The sequence below is a fragment of the Rubellimicrobium mesophilum DSM 19309 genome (assembly GCF_000600335.2).
Classification (GTDB): Bacteria; Pseudomonadota; Alphaproteobacteria; order Rhodobacterales; family Rhodobacteraceae; genus Rubellimicrobium; species Rubellimicrobium mesophilum.
The window spans coordinates 1-22,082 of the sequence record NZ_KK088566.1 but is presented as its reverse complement, the minus strand read 5'-3'; the positions used below and the strand labels follow the sequence as shown (position 1 = coordinate 22,082).

The following is a 22,082-nucleotide window of genomic DNA, read 5'->3' as shown; positions in this document are numbered from 1 at the left end:
CATGGCCGCCCCGCACATCCCCGTGCTGCTGCGACCTCTCTTGGAGGTCTGCGCCCCGGTCCGGGGGACTTGGGTGGATGGCACCTTCGGTGCGGGGGGCTATGCGCGGGGCCTCGTGGAGGCCGGCGCCGCGAAGGTGATCGGGATCGACCGGGATCCAGCGGTCCACGGGATGGCACGGGACTGGCTTCCGGGATTTCATGGAACCATCGTCCTGCGCGAGGGGACCTTCTCGGAGCTCGACCACATCGCGGAGGAGGAGGGGGCCGAGCGGGTCGACGGCGTCGTGCTGGACCTCGGCGTCTCGTCCATGCAGATCGACACGGCGGAGCGGGGGTTCTCGTTCCAGAAGGACGCCCCGCTCGACATGCGGATGTCCCAGTCGGGCGAGAGCGCGGCGGACATCGTGAACGGCGCCGACGAGGCGGTGCTGGCGGACCTCCTCTATCTCTACGGCGAGGAGAAGGCCTCGCGCCGGATCGCCCGGGCCATCGTGGCGGCGCGGCCCGTGGAGACGACGCTCCAGCTCGCCGAGATCGTGGCGGGGTGCCTGCCGCGCCAGAAGCCTGGCGAGAAGCACCCGGCGACCCGGACCTTCCAGGCGCTGCGGATCGCGGTGAACGACGAATATGGCGAGCTCGCGCGCGGGCTGGAGGCGGCCGAGAGGGCGCTGGCGCCGGGGGGGCTCCTGGCGGTGGTGAGCTTCCATTCGGTCGAGGACCGGATGGTGAAGCGGTTCCTCCAGATCCGGTCGGGCCGGATGGGGCAGGGCAGCCGGCACGCGCCCGAGGCCGAGGCCGAGGCGCCGGCCTTCGAGATGGTGACCCGCAGGTCGGTCGAGCCCGACGAGGCGGAGCTGGCCTTGAACCCGCGCGCTCGCTCGGCGAGGCTGCGGGTCGCGCGCCGGACGGCGGCGGCCGCGCGGCGGGTCGACGAACACGAGATCGGGATGCCGATCCTGGAACGAAGAAGCCGGAAAACCGGCGAGGGACGCTTGAGGCGATGAGGGGGACGAGCAGGTGAAAGGTCTGATCTATGTCGGGCTGGCCTTGGCCGTCATGGGCCTGGGCTTCTGGGCCTATCGGGAGAACTACGCCACGCAGGCGAGCCTGAAGGACGTGCGCGAGGTCAAGGCCGAGATCGCCGCCGCGCAGGCGCGGCTCGACCGGCTGGACGCGGAATGGGCCTATCTCAACCGGCCCGACCGGCTGCGCGACCTCGTGGAGCTGAACTTCCAGCGGCTGGAGCTCCTGCCCATGCGGCCCGAGGCCTTCGCGACGGTGGAGCAGGTCCCCATGCCCGACGCGACGCTGGGCACCGTCGTCTCCTCCTTCATCGTGTCGTCGGACGGCGGGGCCGGCACGGAGGAGCCGCTGTGACCACGCGGGAGCTCATGGCGGTCGCGGTCGCGCTCGGCGGGCGGCTGCGCGGGATGCTCCGGCGGCCGGAGCGGGCGGCCCGGCCCAAGGGCAAGGATCGGTCCCGGGTGCGGCTCGTCCTCCTCGGCGCGGGCTTCGCGGCGGCCTATGCGACGGTGGGCGGGCGCATGGCCGTGCTCGCCTCCTCGGAGCCCGAGGAGCCGGAGGAGACCGGCGGCCTCGAGGCCCCGATCCTGAGCACCCGCGCCGACATCACCGACCGCGAGGGGCGCATCCTCGCCACCAACCTCGCCACGGACGCGCTCTATGCGCAGCCCGAGGAGATGACGGACCCGGCCCATTCGGCGCACGAGCTGGCCGCGATCTTCCCGGACCTGGAGGAGGACAGGCTCCTCCACGACTTCACGAGCGGGCGGAAGTTCCTCTGGATCCGCCGCCAGATCAGCCCCGAGCAGGTCCAGGCGGTCCACGACATCGGGGACCCGGGCCTTCTGTTCGGGCCGCGCGAGATGCGGCTCTACCCGAACGGGCCGGTCGCGGCGCACATCCTGGGCGGCGCGAGCTACGGCCGCGAGGGGGTCGACTCGGCCGAGGTGATCGGCGTCGCCGGGGTGGAGCGCTACTTCGACGAGCGGCTGCGGGACCCGGCGCGGCAGGACGAGCCGCTGGCGCTGTCCATCGACCTGACGGTGCAGGCCACCATGGAGGAAGTGCTCCAGGGCGGCATGACGATGATGAATGCCAAGGGCGCGACCGGCATCCTGATGAACGTCCATACGGGCGAGATCCTCGCGATGGCGTCGCTGCCGGACTTCGACCCGAACCAGAGGCCGCCGGTCGCCACGAGCGGGGACCAGTCGGACAGCCCGCTCTTCAACCGGGCGATCCAGGGGGTCTACGAGCTGGGATCGGTGTTCAAGATCTTCGCGGTCAGCCAGGCGCTGGACCTCGGGCTGGTGAACCCGAGCACGATGATCGACACGGCCGGGCCGCTGAACTGGGGCCGCTTCCACATCAACGACTTCCACAACTACGGGGCGCAGAACTCGGTCACCGAGGTGATCGTGAAGTCGTCGAACATCGGCACGGCCCACATCGCGCTGATGATCGGGGCCGAGCGGCAGCAGCAGTTCCTGCGGTCCCTGGGGCTCCTGGAGCCCACGCATGTCGAGATGACCGAAGCGCGGACCGGGCGCCCGCTGACGCCGAAGCAGTGGTCCGAGATCAGCCTGATGACCATCTCCTACGGGCACGGCGTCTCGACCTCGCCGCTGCATCTGGCGGCCGCCTATTCGACGATCGCCAACGGTGGGCTCACGGTGACGCCGACGCTGGTGCGGCAGGACGACCATGTCCCCGGCCCCCGGGTGATGAGCGAGCGCGCCGCCGATGAGGCGGTCGAGATGCTCCGGCAGGTGGTTTCGCGCGGGACGGCGACCTTCGCCGACGTGCCGGGCTACGAGGTGGCGGGCAAGACCGGGACGGCCGACAAGCCGCGTCCGACGGGGGGCTACTACAGCGACAAGGTGATCGCGACCTTCGCGGGGATGTTCCCGGCGAGCGATCCCCAGTATGTCCTCGTGGTCAGCCTCGACGAGCCGGTCGAGACCTCGGGCACCGAGCCGCGCCGCACGGCGGGCTGGACCGCCGTTCCCGTCGCGGCCGAGCTGATCCGGCGGGCGGCGCCGCTCCTGGGCCTTCGCCCCGAGGTTGAAGTCGCTTCGGGGGACGGTGTAGGTCCCTCCGCGAACTGACGCGGAGGGCCGGGATGGCTGAGACGAGGACCCTGGCCGAGCTCGGCCTGACCGCGCCGGGCGGGAGGGAGGTCCGGGTGACGGGCCTTTCGGTGGACAGCCGGGCGGTGGAGCCGGGGCATCTCTTCGCGGCGCTGCCGGGGTCGGTGATCCATGGGGCGCATTATGTCGAGGCGGCGGCGCTGCGGGGCGCGGCGGCGGTCCTCACGGATGCCGAGGGCGCGCGGATCGCCGAGGGCAAGCTCGGGGATGCCGTTCTGGTGCTGGCCGAGGACGCGCGGCAGACCTTCGGCGCGGACCTGCGCGCTGTGGTTCGGGCCACATCCCGAGACGGTGGTCGCTGTCACGGGAACCAACGGCAAGACCTCGGTCGCAAGCTTCTGCCGCCAGATCTGGATGGCGCTGGGCTACAAGGCGGTGAATCTCGGGACCGTGGGGATCGAGGGGGCCTGGACCCATCCGCTGCGGCACACGACGCCCGATCCGATCACGCTCCACAAGGTCCTGGCCGAGGCGCGGCGGGCGGGCGTCACGCACGTCGCCATGGAGGCGTCGTCGCACGGGCTCGACCAGCGGCGGCTCGACGGGGTGTGGCTCGCGGCGGCGGGGTTCACGAACTTCACGCAGGACCACCTCGACTACCACAAGACCTTCGAGGCCTATTTCGCGGCCAAGATGCGGCTGTTCCGGGCGGTGCTGCCCGAGGACGGCGTGGCGGTCGTGAACTTCGACGACCCGGCGGCGACGGCGGTCACCGGCATCTGCGTGGCGCGGGGGCTCGAGGTGATCGGGACCGGGGCGCATCAGGGCGCGCGGCTGCGGCTTCTGGGGCAGAGGTTCGACGCGACGGGGCAGGACATCCGCTTCGAGTGGCAGGGCCGGGCGCGGCAGGCGCGGCTGGAACTGATCGGCGGCTTCCAGGCGGCGAACGTGCTGGTGGCGATGGGCCTCTGCATCGGGGCGGGCGAGGACGCGGAAGAGGTGTTCAAGGCGCTGCCGGAGCTCCAGACGGTGCGGGGGCGGATGCAGCCCGCGGCGCGGCGGGCGAACGGGGCCTCGGTCTTCGTCGATTATGCGCATACGCCGGATGCGGTGGAGACGGCGCTCAAGGCGCTGCGGCCCCATGTGATGGGGCGGATCGTCGCCATCGTCGGCGCGGGCGGGGACCGGGACCGGGGCAAGCGCCCGCTGATGGGCGCGGCGGCGGCGCGGAACGCGGACGTGGTGATCGTGACGGACGACAATCCGCGCTCGGAGGAGCCAGGGAGCATCCGGGCCGCCGTGCTGGAGGGTGTCCGAAGCGCCGGGGGAAGCGACGTGGTCACCGAGGTCGGCGACCGGGCCGAGGCGATCCTGCGGGGCGTGGACGCGCTAGGCCCCGGGGACGCGCTGCTGATCTGCGGCAAGGGGCACGAGACCGGGCAGATCGTGGGCAACGACATCTATCCCTTCGACGACGTGGAGCAGGCGAGCGTCTCGGTCGCTGTGCTGGAGGGCCGCGCATGAGCCTCTGGACCTCTCGGGACGCGGTGGCGGCGACGGGCGGCGCGTCCACGCGCGAGTGGGAGGCGGATGGCGTCTCCATCGACACCCGGACGATCCGGCCGGGCGACCTCTTCGTGGCGCTGAAGGCCGCGCGGGACGGGCACGAGTTCGTCGCGCAGGCGCTGGAGAAGGGCGCGGCGGCGGCGCTGGTGACGCACCGGCCCGAGGGGGTGGCCGAGGACGCGCCGCTCCTGATCGTGCCGGACGTGCAGGCGGCGCTGGAAGACCTTGGGCGCGCCGGGCGAGCCCGGAGCCGGGCGCGGGTCGTCGGGATTACCGGATCGGTCGGCAAGACCTCGACCAAGGAGATGCTGCGGGCGGCGCTCGCCACGCAGGGCAGGGTCCATGCGGCGGAGGCGTCGTACAACAACCACTGGGGCGTGCCGCTGACTCTGGCGCGGCTGCCGGTGGATGCGGACTATGCGGTGATCGAGATCGGGATGAACCACCCCGGCGAGATCGCGCCGCTGGCGAAACAGGCGCGGCCTCATGTCGTGCTCATCACGACCGTTGGTGCCGCGCATCTGGAGGCCTTCGGCTCCGTCGAGGGGATCGCGGAGGAGAAGGCCGCCATCGCCGAGGGGCTGGAACCGGGCGGAACTGCGGTGCTGCCGGCGGATGTGGCGCAGCTTGCGATCCTGAGGGCCGCCGCCGAGCGAGCGGGGGCCAGGGTCGCGACCTTCGGGACCTCGGAGGGTGCGGACTACCGGCTGCTCGACCTGCGGGTCGGGAACGGGGCCAGCGTCGGGCGCGCGGTGGCGCGGGGGACGGACGTGCACCTCAAGGTCGGGACCGAGGGGGCGCATTTCGCGGTCAACGCGTTGGGGGCGCTGGCGGCGGCCGAGGCTCTGGGCGCCGATGCCGCGCTGGCGCTGAACGGGCTCGCCGGGTGGACGCCGCCCAAGGGGCGGGGCGGGCGTGAGGAGATCCCCTGGGGCGACGGGCGGGTCATGCTGCTCGACGACGCGTTCAATGCCAACCCGATCTCGATGGCGGCAGGGCTCGCGGTGCTGGCCGGGATGGTGCCCGAGGACGGCGCGGGGCGTGTCGCGCGGGGGCGGCGCATCGCCATCCTGGGGGACATGCTGGAGCTCGGGCCGAACGAGGCGGGGCTTCATGCGGGCCTCGCGGAGGACCCGGCGATGGAGAGCGTCGCGGTCGTCCATTGCGTCGGACCCCGGATGAAAGCGCTGCACGAGGCCCTGCCGGAGGAGCGGCGGGGTCGATGGGCCGAGACGCCCGAAGCGCTGATCGACGGCCTCGGGCGGCTGCTGGACGCGGGCGACATCGTGCTCGTGAAGGGCTCCAAGGGAAGCCGCGTCTCTCTCGTCGTTGACGCGATCCGCCGGATCGGGCAAGGCGCGCCGTCCACAAAGGGGAGCTGAGACCGGATGCTCTACTGGCTGACCGCCCTGTCCGACGGGGGCGACGTGTTCAACCTGTTCCGCTACATCAGCTTCCGGGCCGGCGGGGGCCTTCTTCACGGCGCTGGTCTTCGGGTTCCTCTTCGGGCGGCCGCTGATCGACTGGCTGCGCGTCAAGCAGGGCAAGGGCCAGCCGATCCGCGCGGACGGGCCGCAGACCCACTTCGCCAAGGCGGGGACGCCGACGATGGGGGGCCTCCTCATCATCAGCGCGCTGCTGACCTCGACGCTGCTCTGGGCGCGGTGGGACAACCCCTTCGTCTGGATGGTGCTGTTCGTGACGCTGAGCTTCGCGCTCCTGGGCTTCGCGGACGACTACGCCAAGGTGACCAAGCAGACGACGGCGGGCGTCTCGGGGCGCATCCGGCTGGCCATCGGGTTCCTGGTCGCGGCCATCGCGGGGTCTGGGCGGCGGCGTTCCATCCGGCGGAGCTGTCGAACCAGCTCGCCTTTCCGTTCTTCAAGGATGCCCTCCTGAACCTCGGCATCCTGTTCGTGCCCTTCGCCATGCTGGTGATCGTGGGCGCGGCCAACGCGGTGAACCTGACGGATGGGCTCGACGGGCTGGCGATCATGCCGGTGATGATCGCGGCGGCGACCTTCGGCGTCATCGCCTACGCGGTCGGGCGCGCCGACTTCAGCGAATACCTCGGCATCCATCGAGTTCCCGGCGCGGACGAGATCGTCATCTTCACCGCGGCGCTCATCGGCGGGGGACTCGGCTTCCTGTGGTACAACGCGCCTCCGGCGGCGGTGTTCATGGGGGACACGGGGTCGCTCGCCCTGGGTGGCGCGCTGGGCGCCATCGCGGTCGCGATCAAGCACGAGATCGTGCTGGCCATCGTCGGCGGCCTGTTCGTGGTCGAGGCGCTGTCGGTCATCATCCAGGTCCTCGTCTACAAGAGGACCAAGCGGCGGGTCTTCCTGATGGCGCCGATCCACCACCATTTCGAGAAGCGCGGCTGGGCCGAGCCGCAGATCGTGATCCGGTTCTGGATCATCTCGCTCATCCTGGCGATGATCGGCCTCGCCACCCTGAAGGTCCGATAGATGCGGGTCCGGCGGCCGGTGGAATCGGACCGGGCGGGCTGGGACCGCCTCTATGCGGGCTATGCCGAGTTCTACGGCGTGACCCAGACGCCCGAGATGAGGGACCGCGTGTGGGGCTGGATCCACGACCCGGCGCACGAGGTCGAGGCCTTCGTCGTGGAGGGGGAGGGGGCCCTCGTGGGCCTGACGCATTTCCGGGCCTTCGCCCGGCCGCTCTCGGCCACCACGGGCGGGTTCCTCGACGACCTCTTCGTCGCGCCCGACGCGCGGGGCGGCGGGGCGGCCGAGGCGCTGATCCGGGCCGTCGCCGAGGTGGGGCGCGAGCGCGGCTGGTCGGTGATCCGCTGGATCACGGCTGGGGACAACGCCCGGGCGCGGAAGCTCTACGACCGGGTGGCGCGGCAGACGCCCTGGGTGACCTACGACCTGGTTCCCTGAGGCCGGCTTGCGGGGCGATGCCCGCCCGGGGATAAGGCGCCGAGGCAGCAGCAAGGGGGCAGGGCCATGATCCCGGTTCAGGGTGTCGAGGGGAAATGCGTGGCGGTGCTGGGCCTTGGGCGCTCCGGGCTGGCCACGGCGCGGGCGCTGCGGGCCGGCGGGGCCGACGTGGTGGCCTGGGACGACGGCGCGCCGGCGCGGGAGAAGGCCGAGGGCGAGGGGATCGAGCTGCGGGACCTCTCCAAGGCGAAGGCCTGGGAGGGGGTGGCGCTGCTGGTGACCTCGCCGGGGATTCCGCATCTCTACCCGAAGCCGCATCCCGCCATCGCCGCCGCCAGGGCGGCGGGCGTGCCGGTGGACAACGACATCGGCCTGTTCTTCCGGTCCTTCGCGACGCGGGAGTGGGACTCGTTCGATCAGCGGCCCAAGGTCGTGGCGGTCACGGGATCGAACGGCAAGAGCACGACGAGCGCGCTGATCCACCACATCCTCGCCGAGAGCGGGCGGCCGACGCAGTTGGCCGGGAACATCGGGCGCGGCGTGCTGGACATCGAGCCGGCGCGGGATGGGGAGGTCGTGGTACTGGAGCTGTCCTCCTACCAGACCGATCTGGCGCGCGCTCTGACGCCGGACGTCGCGGTGTTCACGAACCTGAGCCCGGATCACCTGGACCGGCACGGGGGCCTGGGCGGCTACTTCGCGGCGAAGCGGCGGCTCTTCGCCGAGGGCGGGCCGGACCGGGCGGTGATCGGCATCGACGAGGACGAAGGGCGATACTTGGCGAACCAGCTTTCCGAGGGGAAGGGCGACGACCGGGTGATCGAGGTGTCGTCCGGGCAGAAGCTGGAAGGCGCGGCGTGGTCCGTCTTCGCGCGGAAGGGGTTCCTGGCGGAGTGGCGGCGCGGCAGGCAGGTGGCCTCGGTGGACCTGCGGGACGTGAAGGGGCTGCCGGGCGCGCACAACCACCAGAACGCCTGCGCGGCCTGGGCGGTGGCGCGGAGCCTCGGCCTTGGGCCGCGCGCCATCGAGGCGGCGATGCGGAGCTATCCGGGGCTGCCGCACCGGAGCCAGCGGATCGCGGAGAGGGACGGGGTGGCCTTCGTCAACGACTCCAAAGCGACCAACGTGGATTCGGCGGCCAAGGCGCTCCAGGCCTTCCAGAAGATCCGCTGGATCTGCGGGGGGCTGGAGAAGGAGGGGGGCCTCGGGCCGCTGGTGCCGTTCCTGGGCACGGTCGTGAAGGGCTACGTCATCGGGCGCGAGGCGGCGGGTTTCGCGCGGCAGCTCCCGGGGATCGAGACGGAGATCTGCACCACCATGGCGCGGGCCGTCGAGCGGGCGGTCGAGGAGGCCAAGCCGGGCGAGACGGTGCTGCTGGCCCCGGCGGCGGCGAGCTTCGACCAGTACGACAACTTCGAGAAGCGGGGCGAGGATTTCGCGGCCGAGGTCCGGCGGCATCTGGGCTAGGCAAGGGTCGGGCATGGGTGGGACTGGGTTCCTGGGCGTGTCGCGCTCAGGGTCGCCGAGGCCGGTTAACGATCCGTTACACCAACGGGCGTTGCGGGGCGGCGAGAAAAGCCGAGGCAAATCAAGGCCGAATTGTTGACCGCGCCTTAACCTTCGTCGCAGGACCGCGAATCGGCACCTGAACCGCCCTGGTCCAGGTGGGGAGAACCTGCCTTGGGGCCAGGCCGGACGGGGTGCTATCGCATCGGCATTTGATGGAGTGCCTGATGCAGACCCGATTGACCCTTTCCGTCGTCACGCTCGTCGTTCTGTCCGGCGCCGCCCAGGCGCAGGTGGCCGACCGATCCGGGCTCTTCTTCGAGGATTACCGGGGCACCGGAAGCTCCGACGTCGCGATCGACCCGTCCGGCGTGGTGCACGCGGCCTATGTCCATTACGAGCCCACCGCCGAGGGCGCGGCGGCGGTCTACGCCTCCTGCGCGGGCGAGGCCGGGGCCTGCGCGACCTCCGGGCCGTGGAGCCTCGTGGAGCTGATGCCGGCCGCGCATGACGTGCAGGTCGCGGTGACGCCCGAGGGGCAACCCCGCCTGCTGATCGTCACGGATTCGGTCGGGCAGCCCGGCGGGCTCGACTACTCCTATGCGGAGTGCGACGACGCCTGCTCGGTGGCGGCGAACTGGAGGATCAGCCTCATCGCGACGAGCTGGGATGCCATGGGCATGGCCTTCGCGACCGACACCATGCCGCAGCGGAGCTTCGTGCTGGATGCGCAGGGGCATCCCCGGTTCATCTACTCGGACCGCAACTACTCCATCGAGCCGGACCATTACGGCACCTTCTACATGAGCTGCGACACGGGCTGCACGGACCCGGGCAACTGGACCGAGACCGATCTCGCGCGGCATTCGGACTACGACACCGAGATCTTCGACGCCCCCGCGCTGGCCCTGACGGCGGATGGGCGGCCCCGGGTGGTGGCGCGCGTCTTCGCGCTGCCCGGGCCGGGCGAGGAGGAGGGCAAGGAGGGGCTCTATTACCTGGCCTGCGAGTCCAACTGCACCGAGACGCCGAGCTGGACACGGACCTGGATGATCGACGCGGGCGGCGGCACCTATCCCTCTCCGACCTGGGACCTGCAGATCGACGGGCAGGGACGGCCACGCGTCGCCTTCTTCGCCGGCGACGGCATGGAGCAGGAGGACCTGTCGCATTCGCTGATCTATCTCTGGTGCGACGAGGCCGACTGCCTGGCGGATTCGGCCTGGAACGGCTCGGTCATCGCCAACGAGAGCATCGGGGAGGGGGCCTCGCTGGCGCTCGATGCCGAGGGGCGTCCGCGCATGGCCTTCCTGAATGCCTCGAGCGAGCTGGGCTACGCCTGGTGCGACGAGGCCTGCGAGACGCCCGACGGGGTCTGGGACGCCGTGTTCGTCGAGGGGCAGTCGGACCTGACCGGCGTGCGGCCGACGGCGCTGCCCTTCACCTGCGACGGGGAGCTGTGGAACGGTCTGGCGCCCCAGCTCACGCTGCTGCCCGACGGCGCGCCGATGGTGACCTACGACCTGACCGTGCAGGGGCGCTGCCTCTATCACGAGGAAGGCAGGCCCGAGGACGAGATCGACTACAGCTTCCACGAGATCTGGCATGGAGCCCGGATGGTGGCCTTCCCCGCGCCGTGAGGCGGGATCAGGCGCGGGCCCGGATCGCCCGCGCCGCAGCATCCGCCGAGGACCAGGCCCACTGGAAGTTGTAGCCGCCGAGCCAGCCGGTCACGTCCACGCATTCGCCGATGAAGAAGAGGTTGGGGACGGCCTTCGCCTCCAGGGTCCTGGAGTCGAGGGCCTTCGTGTCGATGCCGCCGAGCGTGACCTCGGCGGTGCGGTAGCCCTCGGTGCCGGTGGGCTTGAGGCGCCAGTCGGACAGGGAGCGGGCCAGCGCGTCGAGGCGGGCGTCGGAGAGGCCGGCGAGGTTGCCCGAAAGGTGCAGCTCGGACGCGAGGTGATCCGCGAGGCGGGCGGGGAGATGGCGGGCGAGGGCGGTCTTGGGGCTCTGCTTGGGGGCCTCGCGCTTGGCCTCGCGGAGAGCCTGGGCCCAGTCGGTGCCGGGGAGGAGAGAGACGGCGAGATCCTCGCCCTCGCGCCAGTAGGAGGAGGCCTGGAGCATCGCCGGGCCGGAGAGGCCCCGGTGGGTGAAGAGCATGGCCTCGTCGAAGGCGGGGCCGTTCGCGCGCGCCCGGACGGGGACGGCGACCCCGGCGAGGGGGCCGAACCGCTCCTCGCCGAAGGTGAAGGGGACGAGGGCGGGGCGGGTCTCGGTGATGGGTAGGCCGAACTGCTCGGCGATGCGGTAGGCCAAGCCGGTCGCGCCCATCTTGGGGATCGACTTGCCCCCGGTGGCGACGACGAGGCGCCGGGCCTGGAGCGTTTCGTGGCGGCCGTCGTGGACGGTGGCGAGCGTGAAGCGGGTGCCGTCATGGGAGAGTCCCGTGACGACGGTGGAGAGCTGGACGCGGGCGCCGGCGCGGTCGCATTCGGCGAGGAGGAGGGCGATGATGTCGCGGGAGGAGCGGTCGCAGAAGAGCTGGCCCAGGGTCTTCTCGTGCCAGGGGATGCGGTGGGACTCCACGAGGGCGAGGAAGTCCTGGGCGGTGTAGGAGGCGAGAGCCGACTTGGCGAAGTGCGGGTTCGCGGACAGGAACGCCTCGGGGCGGGCGTGGAGGTTGGTGAAGTTGCAGCGCCCGCCGCCGGAGATGCGGACCTTCTCGGCGGGGCGGCTGGCGTGGTCGAGCACGAGCGCGCCCGGGCCGCAGCGGCCCGCGCAGAAGAGGCCGGCGGCGCCGGCGCCGAGGATGATGGTGTCCGCCTCCATGGGGGTCAGGGCTTGGCGCAAGCGGGCCGCCGGGGCAAGGGGTCGGGGGCCCGTGGCGGGTCGTGATCGGGTCGGGCTGATTTCCGCCTAGCGTGGCGACGGCGATTCCGTTATCGTTACCCACAGACCCGGGCGCACCGGGCGCCGAACCCGGGACCAACCGGGCGGCTTGGGGCAGATGGCGGTGCTTCGTGACAGAGATGGTTCATGGGCTGGCCCCGGCGCGGACCAGCGATCCGGTCCTTCCGCGCTGGTGGCGGACGATCGACAAGCTCACGATGTCCTGCATCCTGGGCCTGTTCGGGATCGGGCTGCTGCTGGGCCTCGCGGCCTCGCCGCCTCTGGCCGCGCGCAACGGGCTGCCGCCCTTCCACTACGTCGAGCGCCAGGCGATGTTCGGCGGCGCGGCCATGGTCGTGATGCTGCTCGTCTCGATGATGGGTCCCAAGGCGGTGCGGCGGCTGGCGGTCGTGGGCTTCGCGTTGAGCTTCGTGGCGCTGGTCTGCCTGCCCTTCCTGGGGACCGACTTCGGCAAGGGCGCGATCCGGTGGTACTCGCTGGGCTTCGTGTCGTTCCAGCCCTCGGAGTTCCTGAAGCCCGGATTCGTGGTGCTGGCGGCCTGGCTGATGGCTGCCGCGACGGAGCGGGACGGTCCGCCGGGGAAGCTGTGGTCGTTCGGGCTCATGGTCATCATCGTGACCATGCTCGCGCTCCAGCCGGACTTCGGGCAGGCGGCGCTGGTGCTGTTCTCCTGGGGGGTCATGTACTTCGTGGCGGGGGCGCCGATGACGCTGCTCGCCGTGCTCGCTAGCGTCGTGGTCGTCTCGGGCACCTTCGCCTACGAGCATTCGGAGCACTTCGCGCGCCGCATCAACGGCTTCCTGAGCCCGGAGGTCGATCCGCGGACGCAGCTCGGCTACGCGACGAATGCCATCCGCGAGGGCGGGTTCTTCGGCGTGGGCGTGGGCGAGGGCGAGGTGAAGTGGTCGCTCCCCGACGCGCATACCGACTTCATCATCGCGGTCGCGGCCGAGGAATACGGGCTGATCCTCGTGATGCTGATCATCGCGCTCTACGCCTTCATCGTGGTGGGGTCGCTGGTGCGGCTGATCGGGGAGAGGGACCCGTTCATACGATTGGCCGGGACGGGGCTGGCCTGCTCCTTCGGGGTGCAGGCGATGATCAACATGGGGGTCGCGGTGCGGCTGCTGCCCGCCAAGGGGATGACGCTGCCCTTCGTGAGCTACGGGGGGTCGTCGCTGATCGCGGGCGGGATCGCGGTGGGGATGCTGCTGGCCATGACGCGCACCCGACCGCAGGGGCGCATGGGCGAGATCCTGGGGGCGCGGGAGCGTTGAGCCGGCACCTCGTCATCGCGGCGGGCGGCACGGGGGGGCATATGTTCCCCGCGCAGGCCCTGGCCGAGACGATGCTGGCGCGCGGCTGGCGGGTTTCCCTCAGCACCGACGCACGGGGCGCGCGCTACGCGGGCGGGTTCCCGAAGGAGGTTGCGCGCGAGGTCGTGGCGAGCGCCACGCCGGCGCGGGGCGGGGCCGTGGCGAAGGTCGCCGTGCCGTTCCGGGTGGGGGGCGGGATCGCGGCGACCGTGTCGCGGATGATGCGGGACCGGCCCGACGCCGTGGTGGGCTTCGGCGGCTATCCGTCGATCCCAGCGCTGACGGCGGCGACCCTGCTGCGGTTGCCGCGCATGATCCACGAGCAGAACGGGGTGCTGGGGCGCGTGAACAAGGTCTTCGCGCGGCGCGTGGATGCCGTGGCTTGCGGGACCTGGCCCACGAGGCTGCCGGACGGCGTCGAGGGGGTCGATGTCGGCAACCCGGTGCGGCAGGCGGTGCTGGACATGGCGGGGGCGGGCTACGTGCCGCCGGGCGAGGTGGCGCTGCACGTTCTCGTCATCGGCGGAAGCCAGGGCGCGCGCATCCTGTCGGACGTGGTGCCGCCCGCGCTCGCGGCGCTGCCGCACGGGATGAAGGTGCGGCTGCGGGTGAGCCAGCAGGCACGGCAGGAGGACGTTGAGAGGGTCACGTCCTTCTACCGCGACCAGGGCATCCAGGCCGAGGTCCACACCTTCTTCGAGGACGTGCCGGAGCGGATGGCGCGGGCGCAGGTGGTGATCGCGCGGGCCGGGGCCTCGACCATCGCGGACCTGACCGTGATCGGGCGGCCGGCGATCCTGATCCCCTATGCCGCCGCGGCCGAGGATCACCAGACGGCGAACGCGCGCGGGTTGGAGCAGGCGGGCGGGGCGGAGGTCATGCCGGAGGCGGGCTTCGCCGCCGGGGCGCTGGCGACGCGGCTGGGGGCGCTGCTGTCGGACCCGGGACGCGCGTCCGCGATGGCGCGGGCCTCGCTGGCCTACGGGAAGCCTGACGCAGCGGAACGGCTGGCGGAACTTGTGGATAACTTGTCTCGGAACCAGAAGGAGGGCCGTGCTTGATGGACGGAGGTCATTCCATGCAGCGGCCGACCAAGCTGCCCCAGAACGTGGGGCCGATCCACTTCGTCGGGATCGGCGGGATCGGCATGAGCGGCATCAGCGAGGTGCTGCTGACGATGGGCTACACGGTCCAGGGCTCGGACGCGCGGGAGAGCGACATCACCAAGCGCCTCGCCAAGCTGGGCGCCACGATCCAGATCGGGCAGCGGGCCGAGAACCTGGAGGGCGCGGAGGTCGTGGTGATCTCCTCGGCCATCAAGCCGGGGAACCCGGAGCTGGACGAGGCGCGGCGCAAGGGCCTGCCAGTGGTGCGGCGGGCCGAGATGCTGGCCGAGCTCATGCGACTTAAGTCGAATGTCGCCATCGCCGGGACGCATGGGAAAACCACGACCACGACCATGGTGGCCACGCTGCTCGAGGCGGGGGGGCTCGATCCGACGGTGGTGAACGGCGGGATCATCCATCGCTACGGCTCCAATGCCCGGATCGGGCAGGGGGATGGATGGTCGTGGAGGCCGACGAGTCGGACGGGACCTTCAACCGGCTGCCCGCGACCATCGCCATCGTGACCAACATCGACCCCGAGCACATGGAGCATTGGGGGGACGATCGAGAACCTCCGGCGCGGCTTCTACGACTTCGTGTCGAACATCCCGTTCTACGGGCTCGCGGTCTGCTGCACGGACCACCCCGAGGTGCAGGCGCTGGTGGGCCGCGTGACCGACCGGCGGGTGAGGACCTTCGGCTTCAACGCGCAGGCCGACGTGCGGGCGACGCGGCCCACCTACGAGAACGGCACGGCGCAGTTCGACGTCTTCCTCCAGGCCGAGGGGGACGTGATCGAGGGCATGACCCTCCCGATGCCGGGCGATCACAACGTGAGCAACGCGCTCGCGGCGATCGCGGTGGCGCGGCACCTCGGCATGGACAAGGAGACGATCCGGTCGGCGCTCGCGTGCTTCGGCGGCGTGAATCGGCGCTTCACCAAGGTTGACGAGGTCGACGGGGTCACGATCATCGACGACTACGGGCATCACCCGGTCGAGATCGCGGCGGTGCTCAAGGCCGCGCGGCAGGCGAGCAAGGGGCGGGTGATCGCGGTGCACCAGCCGCACCGCTACACGCGGCTGTCGAGCCTCTTCGAGGAGTTCTGCACCTGCTTCAACGAGGCCGACGTGGTCGGCATCGCCGAGGTCTATGCGGCGGGCGAGGCGCCCATCGAGGGAGCGTCGCGTGACGATCTCGTGGGCGGGCTGATCCGGCACGGGCACCGGCACGCGCGGGCGGTGCACGGCGAGGAGGACCTCGCGCGGTTGGTGAAGGAGCAGGCGCGGCCGGGGGATATCGTCGTGTGCCTCGGCGCGGGCAACATCAGCGCCTGGGCGCACGGGCTCCCCGCGCGGCTGCGCGGCCAGGCGGCATAGGCGAGGGAGGACGAGATGGCTCCGTCGGTTCTTGCGAGTTGCCTCTGGGTGCTGGCCGCGAGCGGGACCGCGATGCTGCCGATGCGGCGGCAGATGGTGCCGGGGCTCCTGCTGCTCGCCACGGCGCCCGTGCTGATGGTCTGGATGGCTGCTCAGGTGGGCTGGTGGGCCGGGGCGCTGGCGTTCCTCGCGTTCCTGTCGATGTTCCGCCGGCCGTTCGGGGCGCTGCTCCGCTGGGCGCGGGGGAGGACGGCATGAGCGCCGCCCTGGTCCTGGCCTGCCTGTGGTTCGTGACGGCGAACGTGATCGCGATGCTGCCGTCGCGCGACGACCACTGGCGGTCGGCCACCTTGCTGATCGCCTGCGGGGTGCCTCTGCTGGGCTGGCTCACCGTCGAGCACGGGCCCATCGCCGGGATGCTGGCGCTGGCGGCGGGGGCGTCGATCCTGCGCTGGCCGTTGATCTTCCTGATGCGGCGGCTGCGTGGCCTGACCGCGTCGCCGCACCAGGACCCGGCGGAGTAGGGGACGCTACTCGGCGGGCACGGGCTCCTTCGCGCGGCGCTCCTCGGGCCTCGGGGCCTCGCGGGCGGGGGGCTCGGCGAACCTCGTCGGCGTCGCGGTCTCCTCGCGGCGGGTCTCGGTGGCCTTGCGGTCCCATTCGGTTCTAGTCCAGCACATGACCTCTCTCCTCTGCTGAACCCGCTCCCTTCGAGCCCTTCTCAGGTAATCCGGCGTGACATACGAGCAAGCTGACGCGACCACCGTTCCAAGGCCCGCGGGGTTCCGCGGGACGATCACCCCCGGGCGGCCGCTCGCGGACCTGACCTGGCTGCGCGTGGGCGGGCCGGCGGATGCGCTGGTGCAGCCGGCGGACGTCGAGGACCTCTCGGCGTTCCTGGGGGCGCTGCCGCCGGAGGTGCCGGTGTTCCCGATGGGGGTGGGCTCGAACCTCATCGTGCGGGATGGGGGCGTGCGGGGCGCGGTGGTCCGGCTCGGGCGCGGGTTCAACGGGATCGCGGTGGAAGGGTCGCGCGTGAGGGCGGGGGCGGCGGCGCTCGACGCCCACGTCGCGCGCAAGGCGGCGGAGGCGGGGCGGGACCTGACCTTCCTGCGGACGATCCCGGGGACGGTCGGCGGCGCGGTGCGAATGAACGCGGGGTGCTACGGGGCCTACGTGGCGGACGTGCTGGTCGAGGTCACGGCGGTGCTGCGGGACGGGACCGTCGTGACGATCCCGGCGGCGGAGCTGGCGCTCGCCTATCGGTCTAGTCGGATGCCGGAGGGAGCGGTTGTCACGGAAGCCGTGTTCGAGGCGCCGGAGGGGGATCCCGCGACTCTGGTCGCGCGCATGGAGGAGCAGCTCGCCAAGCGCGACGCGACGCAGCCGACGAAGGATCGGACCGCAGGATCGACCTTCCGCAACCCGGCGGGCTACAGCAGCACCGGTCGGGCCGACGACACGCACGAGTTGAAGGCCTGGAAACTGATTGACGACGCCGGGATGCGGGGCGCGCGGCGCGGCGGGGCGATCATGAACCCCATGCACGCGAATTTCCTCACGAATGCGGGCGGCGCCACCGCCGCCGACCTCGAAGGATTGGGCGAGGACGTGCGGAAAGCGGTTTACGATCACGCCGGGGTGAGGCTAGAGTGGGAAATCATGCGGGTCGGCGACCCCGCGTGACGTTAAGGATGATCTGAGTGGCGGAGCGGTCCCGGCTGGAGGGGCCGCATTCATAATGACGGGCCGAAGGGCCCGCGAATGGGGCAGTTTAGGGCATGTCGGGCAGGACAGGTCCCAGAGTCGCCGTCCTGATGGGCGGTCCATCGGCGGAGCGCGAGGTCTCGCTCTCCTCCGGGCGCCAATGCGCGGCGGCTCTGCGGGAGGCGGGCTTCGAGGCCCTGGAGGTGGACGCGGGGCCGGACCTCGCGCAGCGCCTCGTGGAGATGAGGCCGGACGTGGCGTTCAACGCGCTGCATGGCCGCTGGGGCGAGGACGGCTGCGTCCAGGGGCTCCTCGAATGGCTCAAGGTTCCCTATACCCATTCGGGCGTGCTGGCCTCGGCGCTGGCCATGGACAAGGCGCGCGCCAAGGACGTGTTCGCCGCCGCCGGGCTCCCGGTGGTGAGGAGCGTCCTGGCGCGGCGGGACGAGGTCTGCGCCCGGCACGTCATGGCGCCTCCCTACGTGGTCAAGCCCAACAACGAGGGCTCCTCGGTCGGGGTCTACATCGTGCCCGAGGGCGCGAATCGGCCGCCGCAGCTCGCCGCGTCCATGCCGGACACGGTCATGGTCGAGACCTACGCGCCGGGGCGGGAGCTCACGACGGCGGTGCTGGGCGACCGGGCGCTGACCGTCACGGACATCATCACCGACGGCTGGTACGACTACGACGCGAAGTACGCGCCGGGCGGATCGCGCCACGAGGTGCCGGCGAAGGTGCCGCGGGAGGTGTTCGACGCCTGCCTCGACATGGCGCTGCGGGCGCATGAGGCGCTCGGCTGCCGGGGGCTGTCGCGGACGGACTTCCGCTGGGACGAATCCAAGGGGCTGAAGGGCCTGGTGATCCTCGAGATCAACACGCAGCCCGGCATGACGCCGACCTCGCTCGCGCCCGAGCAGGCGGCGGCGGCGGGGATCGACTTCCCGGCGCTCTGCCGCTGGCTGGTGGAGGACGCCTCGTGCGGACGCTGAAGCTCCTCTGGCAGTTGACGATCCCGTCGCTGGTGCGGCAGCCGGCCCAGCCCTCGCTGGGCCTGCGCCGCGACCCGGCGCCCTCCGTCTGGTCCTATCGCTACCAGCGGCTGATGCTCACGCCCTTCTACCGGCGACTGGTGAAGGTGGGGCTGCCCGTGGGCGCCGTGCTGGCCGTCGCGGCGCTCTGGCTGGCCTCGGACGACCACCGCGCGCTGGTGGCGGCCAAGTACGACGCCATGATGGACGCCGTGCGCGAGCGGCCCGAGTTCATGGTCACCGCCGTCGAGATCGCCGGCGCCGACCGGGCCCTGACGGCGGCCATCAACGAGGTCGCGCGGATCGACCTGCCGGTGTCGTCCTTCGACCTCGACCTCGATGCGCTGCGGCGCAAGGTGACCGACCTGACGGCGGTGCGCTCGGCGCAGGTCAAGGTGAACCCGGGCGGAACCCTGGAGATCGCCGTGGTGCAGCGCGTTCCCGTGGCCGTGTGGCGCTACGCGGATGGGCTGCGCCTGATCGACGGCGAAGGGGTGATGACCGGCATGATCGCCGAGCGGGCGGACCGGTCCGACCTGCCGCTGATCGCCGGCGACGGCGCCAAGGACGCCATCGACGAGTCGCTGAGGCTCTTCTCCGCCGCCGCGCCCATCGCGCCGCGCGTGCGCGGCCTCGTGCGGATGGGCGAACGTCGCTGGGACATGATCCTCGACAACGACCTGCGCATCCTGCTGCCGACCCACGATCCGGTCCCGGCGCTCGAGCGGGTCATCGCGCTCGACCAGGCGCAGCAGATCCTCGACCGCGACGTCGGGGTCGTGGACATGCGACTGGGCGACCGCCCCACGCTCCGACTGAACCCCGTCGCCGCGGCCAGCCTGCGCGAGGCCATCGCCGCGAACGAGACCGTCTCCGTCGCGCCCATCCAAGAGGACCACTGATGCGCCCCCTCTATCAGACCCAGCGTGCCATGCGCGCCATCCGGAGGGCGGCGCTCCAGCGGGGCGTGATCGCGATCCTGGACCTCGGGACCAGCAAGATCGCCTGCCTCGTGCTGCGCTTCGACGGGCCGGAGCGGGCGGGCGGCGCCGACGGCGTGGGGCCCATGGCCGGGCAGACGCAGTTCAAGGTGATCGGCCATGCCGTGACCCGGTCGCGCGGGATCCGGTTCGGCGAGGTCGACTCGATGGGCGAGACCGAGCGGGCGATCCGCACGGCCGTCCAGCAGGCGCAGAAGGACGCGCAGGTGCGGGTGGACCACGTCATCGTCTGCCTGTCCGGCGCGCGGCCCGAGAGCTTCGCCCTGAGCGGCGAGGCCGAGGTGGAGGGGTCCGCCGTGACCGGCTGGGACATCGGGCGGGTGCTCGGCTCCTGCGACGTGCCGGACGTGGGCCTGGGCCGCGAGGTCCTGCACGCGCAGCCGGTCAACTGGGCGCTGGATCACCGCACCGGGATCACGGACCCCCAGGGGCAGGTCGGCCGCCAGCTCACGGCGGACCTGCACCTCCTGGCGGTGGACGCGGCGGCCATCGAGACGCTGCTCCTCTGCCTCAAGCGCTGCGACCTCGAATGCGCGGGCCTCGCCTCCTCGGCCTACGTCTCGGGCATCGCGAGCCTCGTGGAGGACGAACAGGAGCTGGGCGCGGTCTGCATCGACATGGGAGGCGGCTCGACGGGGCTGTCGATCTTCATCCGCAAGCACATGATCTTCGCCGACTCCGTGCGGCTGGGCGGGGAGCACGTGACCGGCGACATCTCCATGGGCCTGCAGGTGCCCATGGCGCAGGCGGAGCGGATGAAGACGCTCTATGGCGGGGTCGTCGCGACGGGCGTGGACGATCGCGAGCTCATCCCCATCGGCGGCGACACCGGCGACTGGGAGCACGACCGGCGCGTCGTGAGCCGCACGGAGCTCATCGGCATCATGCGGCCGCGCGTGGAGGAGATCCTGGAGGAGGTCCGGGCGCGGCTCGACTGGGCGGGGTTCGACCAGCTTCCGTCGCGGAGCATCGTGCTGACGGGGGGCGGGAGCCTGATCCCGGGGCTCGACGGGTTGGCCGCGCGCATCCTGGGGCAGAAGGTGCGGCTAGGCCGGCCGCTCCGGGTGCAGGGGCTGCCGCAGGCGGCGACGGGGGCGGCCTTCTCGGCGGCGGTGGGCCTCACGCTCTTCGCGGCGCATCCGCAGGACGAATGGTGGGATTTCGAGATCCCGCCGGATCGGCAGTCCGCCCGCTCGTTCCGGCGCGCCGTGAAGTGGTTCAAGGACAACTGGTGACGGCGGGAATTCGCCGATGCAGCCGTGCAACGCTCCTGTGGCCTGATTATCCCCATGGAGATCGAGCGGCAGGTGTGTTTTTGGCGTGACGGGACGGAAGGGCGCCGGTAGAGTCGAGGGCACCGCCAGCAAGGTCCATAATGGGCCCGATCGGGACAGGGCGGCGGCCGTTCGAACGAGACGGCTCGAAAACACGAACGACACAGGCGGACAGCGCGATGGCACTCAATCTTTCGCTTCCGGGGCAGGAGGATCTCAAGCCCCGGATCACCGTGTTCGGCGTCGGCGGGGCCGGCGGCAACGCGGTGAACAACATGATCGACAAGCAGCTCGACGGGGTCGAGTTCGTCGTCGCGAACACCGACGCCCAGGCGCTGAAGCAGTCGAACGCGCCGCAGAAGGTGCAGATGGGCGTGAAGGTCACCGAGGGGCTGGGCGCGGGCGCGCGTCCCTCCGTCGGGGCCGCCGCCGCCGAGGAATCCATTCAGGAGATCGTGGACCACCTCGCCGGGGCCCACATGTGCTTCATCACCGCCGGGATGGGCGGCGGCACCGGGACCGGCGCCGCGCCGATCATCGCGCAGGCCGCCCGCGAGCTGGGCGTGCTGACCGTCGGCGTCGTGACCAAGCCCTTCCAGTTCGAGGGCGCCAAGCGGATGCGCCAGGCCGAGGAGGGCGTCGAGGCGCTCCAGAAGGTCGTGGACACGCTGATCATCATCCCGAACCAGAACCTGTTCCGGCTGGCGACGGAGAACACGACCTTCACCGAGGCCTTCGCGCTGGCCGACGACGTGCTCTACCAGGGCGTGAAGGGCGTGACCGACCTGATGGTGCGGCCGGGCCTCATCAACCTCGACTTCGCGGACGTCCGCGCCGTGATGGACGAGATGGGCAAGGCCATGATGGGCACCGGCGACGGCCGAGGGTCCGGACCGCGCGACCCACGCCGCCGAGAAGGCCATCGCCAACCCGCTCCTCGACGAGATCAGCCTCAAGGGCGCCAAGGGCGTGCTGATCAACATCACCGGCGGCTACGACATGACGCTCTTCGAGCTCGACGAGGCCGCGAACAAGATCCGCGAGATGGTGGACGAGGACGCCAACATCATCGTGGGCTCGACGCTCGACACCGACATGGGCGGACGGATGCGCGTCTCGGTCGTCGCCACGGGGATCGACGCCTCGGGCAGCCGCCTGGAGACGCCGATGCCGCGCCGCTCCATGAGCGCGCCGGGCCGCGTCGACGAGCAGCCCCAGCGCGCGCCCGCGCCGCAGCCGCAGCCGGTCCAACGCGCCGCCGCCAC

General features: G+C 71.5%; 16 protein-coding genes and 5 pseudogenes. 19 read left to right on the top strand and 2 right to left on the bottom strand.

Annotation, left to right across the window (positions count from 1 at the left end):
• The first annotated feature begins 1 nt into the window (after position 1).
• The 9 genes and pseudogenes from rsmH to RUMESO_RS09410 all read left to right on the top strand — a co-directional run bounded on the left by rsmH (position 2) and on the right by RUMESO_RS09410 (position 10,736).
• Positions 2-1,006, top strand: coding sequence for a 16S rRNA (cytosine(1402)-N(4))-methyltransferase RsmH (gene rsmH, locus RUMESO_RS09450; RefSeq protein WP_037279887.1), 1,005 nt, complete (start codon positions 2-4; stop codon positions 1,004-1,006).
• Positions 1,007-1,019: 13 nt separating this feature from the next.
• A complete protein-coding gene (gene ftsL / locus RUMESO_RS09445; RefSeq protein ID WP_037279886.1) occupies positions 1,020-1,379 on the top strand; it encodes a cell division protein FtsL in 360 nt (119 codons plus the stop codon).
• A 53-nt stretch (positions 1,380-1,432) separates the two neighbouring features.
• A complete protein-coding gene (locus RUMESO_RS09440; RefSeq protein WP_245639214.1) occupies positions 1,433-3,133 on the top strand; it encodes a peptidoglycan D,D-transpeptidase FtsI family protein in 1,701 nt (566 codons plus the stop codon).
• Positions 3,134-3,147: 14 nt separating this feature from the next.
• Positions 3,148-4,639, top strand: a pseudogene (locus RUMESO_RS09435) (UDP-N-acetylmuramoyl-L-alanyl-D-glutamate--2,6-diaminopimelate ligase).
• Positions 4,636-6,063, top strand: a complete 1,428-nt coding sequence (locus RUMESO_RS09430) for a UDP-N-acetylmuramoyl-tripeptide--D-alanyl-D-alanine ligase (protein WP_037279885.1) — start codon at positions 4,636-4,638, stop codon at positions 6,061-6,063. Before RUMESO_RS09435 ends, RUMESO_RS09430 begins: the two are co-directional and overlap by 4 nt.
• 6 nt (positions 6,064-6,069) lie before the next feature.
• Positions 6,070-7,152: pseudogene (gene mraY / locus RUMESO_RS09425) on the top strand (phospho-N-acetylmuramoyl-pentapeptide-transferase).
• Positions 7,153-7,590 carry a GNAT family N-acetyltransferase gene (locus tag RUMESO_RS09420; RefSeq protein WP_037279884.1) on the top strand — a complete coding sequence of 146 codons (438 nt, stop codon included), beginning with the start codon at positions 7,153-7,155 and terminating at the stop codon, positions 7,588-7,590. It abuts the pseudogene before it with no gap.
• Between the two features lie 48 nt (positions 7,591-7,638).
• Positions 7,639-9,057, top strand: a pseudogene (murD, locus tag RUMESO_RS09415) (UDP-N-acetylmuramoyl-L-alanine--D-glutamate ligase); the annotation flags it as partial.
• A gap of 266 nt (positions 9,058-9,323) precedes the next feature.
• Entirely contained in the window at positions 9,324-10,736 is a 1,413-nt protein-coding gene (locus tag RUMESO_RS09410; RefSeq protein ID WP_037279882.1) for a hypothetical protein, read from the top strand.
• 7 nt (positions 10,737-10,743) lie between these two features.
• Here the strand turns inward: RUMESO_RS09410 and RUMESO_RS09405 are convergent, their stop codons facing one another.
• On the bottom strand, positions 10,744-11,925 hold the full coding sequence (locus RUMESO_RS09405) for a BaiN/RdsA family NAD(P)/FAD-dependent oxidoreductase (RefSeq protein WP_037279881.1): 1,182 nt from the start codon (positions 11,923-11,925) through the stop codon (positions 10,744-10,746).
• A 191-nt stretch (positions 11,926-12,116) separates the two neighbouring features.
• Here RUMESO_RS09405 and ftsW point away from each other — a divergent pair, with 191 nt between their 5' ends.
• The 5 genes and pseudogenes from ftsW to RUMESO_RS09380 all read left to right on the top strand — a co-directional run bounded on the left by ftsW (position 12,117) and on the right by RUMESO_RS09380 (position 16,331).
• Positions 12,117-13,283 carry a putative lipid II flippase FtsW gene (ftsW, locus tag RUMESO_RS09400; RefSeq protein WP_037279880.1) on the top strand — a complete coding sequence of 389 codons (1,167 nt, stop codon included), beginning with the start codon at positions 12,117-12,119 and terminating at the stop codon, positions 13,281-13,283.
• 41 nt (positions 13,284-13,324) lie between these two features.
• The gene (locus RUMESO_RS09395; protein WP_051521180.1) at positions 13,325-14,383 is read left to right on the top strand and encodes a UDP-N-acetylglucosamine--N-acetylmuramyl-(pentapeptide) pyrophosphoryl-undecaprenol N-acetylglucosamine transferase; all 1,059 of its coding nucleotides are present in this window, start codon (positions 13,325-13,327) and stop codon (positions 14,381-14,383) included.
• A 17-nt stretch (positions 14,384-14,400) separates the two neighbouring features.
• Positions 14,401-15,807: pseudogene (gene murC / locus RUMESO_RS09390) on the top strand (UDP-N-acetylmuramate--L-alanine ligase).
• 15 nt (positions 15,808-15,822) lie between these two features.
• Entirely contained in the window at positions 15,823-16,065 is a 243-nt protein-coding gene (locus RUMESO_RS09385) for a DUF2484 family protein (RefSeq protein WP_037279875.1), read from the top strand.
• A complete protein-coding gene (locus RUMESO_RS09380; RefSeq protein ID WP_037279873.1) occupies positions 16,062-16,331 on the top strand; it encodes a DUF2484 family protein in 270 nt (89 codons plus the stop codon). Before RUMESO_RS09385 ends, RUMESO_RS09380 begins: the two co-directional genes overlap by 4 nt.
• A gap of 6 nt (positions 16,332-16,337) precedes the next feature.
• Here RUMESO_RS09380 and RUMESO_RS25080 read toward each other — a convergent pair whose 3' ends face one another.
• Positions 16,338-16,487, bottom strand: coding sequence for a hypothetical protein (locus RUMESO_RS25080; protein WP_156362832.1), 150 nt, complete (start codon positions 16,485-16,487; stop codon positions 16,338-16,340).
• Positions 16,488-16,542: 55 nt separating this feature from the next.
• Here RUMESO_RS25080 and murB point away from each other — a divergent pair, with 55 nt between their 5' ends.
• From murB to ftsZ, 5 genes and pseudogenes are all read left to right on the top strand, one after another.
• Positions 16,543-17,493: a UDP-N-acetylmuramate dehydrogenase gene (gene murB, locus RUMESO_RS09375; protein WP_051521179.1), complete on the top strand. Its 951-nt coding sequence runs from the start codon at positions 16,543-16,545 to the stop codon at positions 17,491-17,493.
• A 95-nt stretch (positions 17,494-17,588) separates the two neighbouring features.
• Positions 17,589-18,503 carry a D-alanine--D-alanine ligase gene (locus RUMESO_RS09370; protein WP_082483547.1) on the top strand — a complete coding sequence of 305 codons (915 nt, stop codon included), beginning with the start codon at positions 17,589-17,591 and terminating at the stop codon, positions 18,501-18,503.
• Positions 18,491-19,444: a cell division protein FtsQ/DivIB gene (locus tag RUMESO_RS09365; RefSeq protein ID WP_082483545.1), complete on the top strand. Its 954-nt coding sequence runs from the start codon at positions 18,491-18,493 to the stop codon at positions 19,442-19,444. The genes RUMESO_RS09370 and RUMESO_RS09365 overlap by 13 nt, the downstream gene beginning before the upstream one ends.
• Positions 19,444-20,778: a cell division protein FtsA gene (ftsA, locus tag RUMESO_RS09360; RefSeq protein ID WP_037279869.1), complete on the top strand. Its 1,335-nt coding sequence runs from the start codon at positions 19,444-19,446 to the stop codon at positions 20,776-20,778. The genes RUMESO_RS09365 and ftsA overlap by 1 nt, the downstream gene beginning before the upstream one ends.
• Positions 20,779-20,996: 218 nt before the next feature.
• A pseudogene (gene ftsZ / locus RUMESO_RS09355) lies at positions 20,997-22,082 on the top strand (cell division protein FtsZ); the annotation flags it as partial.

Excerpts from the sequence above, each read along its gene's own strand:
- rsmH (WP_037279887.1), top strand. The coding sequence starts at position 2 with ATGGCCGCCCCGCACATCCCCGTGCTGCTGCGACCTCTCTTGGAGGTC.
- RUMESO_RS09440 (WP_245639214.1), top strand. The coding sequence starts at position 1,433 with ATGCTCCGGCGGCCGGAGCGGGCGGCCCGGCCCAAGGGCAAGGATCGG.
- RUMESO_RS09430 (WP_037279885.1), top strand. The coding sequence starts at position 4,636 with ATGAGCCTCTGGACCTCTCGGGACGCGGTGGCGGCGACGGGCGGCGCG.
- RUMESO_RS09420 (WP_037279884.1), top strand. The coding sequence starts at position 7,153 with ATGCGGGTCCGGCGGCCGGTGGAATCGGACCGGGCGGGCTGGGACCGC.
- RUMESO_RS09410 (WP_037279882.1), top strand. The coding sequence starts at position 9,324 with ATGCAGACCCGATTGACCCTTTCCGTCGTCACGCTCGTCGTTCTGTCC.
- RUMESO_RS09405 (WP_037279881.1), bottom strand. The coding sequence starts at position 11,925 with ATGGAGGCGGACACCATCATCCTCGGCGCCGGCGCCGCCGGCCTCTTC.
- RUMESO_RS09395 (WP_051521180.1), top strand. The coding sequence starts at position 13,325 with ATGTTCCCCGCGCAGGCCCTGGCCGAGACGATGCTGGCGCGCGGCTGG.
- RUMESO_RS09385 (WP_037279875.1), top strand. The coding sequence starts at position 15,823 with ATGGCTCCGTCGGTTCTTGCGAGTTGCCTCTGGGTGCTGGCCGCGAGC.
- RUMESO_RS09380 (WP_037279873.1), top strand. The coding sequence starts at position 16,062 with ATGAGCGCCGCCCTGGTCCTGGCCTGCCTGTGGTTCGTGACGGCGAAC.
- RUMESO_RS25080 (WP_156362832.1), bottom strand. The coding sequence starts at position 16,487 with ATGTGCTGGACTAGAACCGAATGGGACCGCAAGGCCACCGAGACCCGC.
- RUMESO_RS09370 (WP_082483547.1), top strand. The coding sequence starts at position 17,589 with ATGTCGGGCAGGACAGGTCCCAGAGTCGCCGTCCTGATGGGCGGTCCA.
- ftsA (WP_037279869.1), top strand. The coding sequence starts at position 19,444 with ATGCGCCCCCTCTATCAGACCCAGCGTGCCATGCGCGCCATCCGGAGG.